Source organism: Bradyrhizobium sp. (assembly GCF_019244115.1).
In the GTDB taxonomy this organism is placed as follows: Bacteria; Pseudomonadota; Alphaproteobacteria; order Rhizobiales; family Xanthobacteraceae; genus Bradyrhizobium.
In genome coordinates this window covers 1-2,043 of sequence record NZ_JAFATE010000091.1, presented here as the reverse complement: position 1 = coordinate 2,043, position 2,043 = coordinate 1, and the positions used below count along the sequence as shown (strand labels likewise).

General features: G+C 66.2%; 2 protein-coding genes. Both read left to right on the top strand.

Annotated features, from left to right (window positions below; all coding sequences use genetic code 11):
• Positions 1-1,049, top strand: a 1,049-nt coding sequence (locus tag JOZ76_RS04175) for a deoxyguanosinetriphosphate triphosphohydrolase (RefSeq protein WP_291697363.1), incomplete at its 5' end; no start/stop codon positions are given.
• A gap of 8 nt (positions 1,050-1,057) precedes the next feature.
• A partial coding sequence (gene argS, locus JOZ76_RS04170; protein WP_291697362.1) for an arginine--tRNA ligase domain-containing protein occupies positions 1,058-2,043 on the top strand: 986 nt, incomplete at its 3' end.

The following is a 2,043-nucleotide window of genomic DNA, read 5'->3' as shown; positions in this document are numbered from 1 at the left end:
ACTCGGCCGCGTTCCGCCGCCTCAAGCACAAGACCCAGGTGTTCGTGTTCCACGAGGGCGATCACTACCGCACGCGGCTGACCCATTCGCTCGAAGTGGCGCAGATCGCCCGCGCGCTGGCCCGCCAGCTCGGCCTCGACGAGGACCTCACCGAGACCCTGGCGCTGGCGCATGACCTCGGCCATCCGCCGTTCGGCCACGCCGGCGAGCGGGCGCTGGACGCCTGCCTGAAGGACGCCGGCGGTTTTGATCACAACGCCCAGTCGCTCCGGGTGGTGACCGCGCTCGAGCGCCGCTATCCCGCCTTCGACGGGCTCAACCTGACCTGGGAGGCGCTCGAAGGGATCGTCAAGCACAACGGCCCGCTGATCCGTGCGATTCCGGTGGGCATTGCGGAATTCGATCGCGCCTACGATCTGGAGCTCTGGAGCTTTGCCTCGCTCGAGGCCCAAATCGCGGCGATCGCCGACGACATCGCCTACGATGCCCACGACATCGACGACGGCCTGCGGGCGCAGCTGTTCCGTGTCGACGATTTGAAACAGATGCCGCTCACGGCGCGCATGATCGCCGACATCGACCGCCGCTATCCGCATCTCGACGACGACAGGCGCGGCGCCGAACTGGTGCGCGAGCTGATCTCTTATCTGATCGGGGCGGTGTTCGATGAAACGCGCAGGCGGCTCGCAGTCGCGCGGCCCGCCTCCGTCGAGGCCGTGCGCAAGCATGGTGCGCAGCTCGCTGCGTTCCCGGACCACGTCGCGGCGGAGGAGGCGGCCATCAAGGCCTTTTTGAAGACGCGGATGTACAGGCATGACTGGGTCATGCGCATCATGCGGGATGCCGAGGAGATCGTGAGCAATCTGTTTGCCCGCTATCAGCGCGATCCGTCAGAGCTGCCGGCCGAGTGGCTGCCGCACGGCTGCGCCGGGGTCGCCAACGAGGCCGTGGATCCCCGCCTGATCGGCAATTTCATCGCCGGGATGACCGACCGCTTCGCGCTGACCGAGCACCATAGGCTCTTTGACTCGACCCCGGATTTGCGTTAGGCGCGGCCATGCTCAATCCAGCCCCCTCACTTCATTTGTTTGCCGACGTGCAGGCGCGCGTGCATGCGATCTGTGCCGATCTCGCCGCGGCCGGCGGATGGTCCGAGGAAACCGACCTGTCGCGCGTCGTGGTCGAGCCGCCCAGGGATCCCAGCCATGGCGACATGGCAACCAACGCCGCCATGGTGCTCGCCAAGGATGCCAAGGTGAAGCCGCGCGATCTCGCGGAGGCGATCGCCGCGCGGCTGCGCAGCGAGGACCTGGTCGCCAAGGTCGACATCGCAGGTCCCGGCTTCATCAATCTGTCCTTGAAGCCGGTCGCCTGGGTCGAGGCGCTGCGCACGATGCTGCGAGAAGGCACCTCTTATGGCCGCGGGTCGGCGGCGGACGCGCCCCGGGTCAATGTCGAATATGTCTCGGCCAATCCGACCGGGCCGATGCATGTCGGCCATTGCCGCGGCGCCGTGTTTGGCGATGCGCTGTGCAGCCTGTTGCAGTTCGCAGGCCGCGACGTCACCCGCGAATACTACATCAACGACGCCGGCGCCCAGGTCGATGTGCTCGCGCGCTCGGCGTACCTGCGCTATCGCGAAGCGCTCGGCGAGGATATCGGCGCGATCCCGGAGGGGCTCTATCCCGGCGACTATCTGAAGCCGGTCGGCGAGATGCTAGCGACCGAATACGGCGATCGGCTGCGCACGATGAGTGAGGCGCAATGGCTGCCGATCGTCCGCGCCAAGGCGATCGCGATGATGATGGACGAGATCAAGGGCGATCTCGCCGCCCTCAACATCCATCACGACGTGTTCTTCTCCGAGCGTTCGCTGATCGAGGACGGCAACAACAAGGTCGCCGAGACCATCGATTTCCTGCGCTCCAAGGGCGACATCTATCAAGGCCGCCTGCCGCCGCCAAAGGGCAAGCCGGTTGAAGACTATGAGGACCGCGAGCAGAGCCTGTTTCGCGCTACCGCCTATGGCGACGATGTCGACCG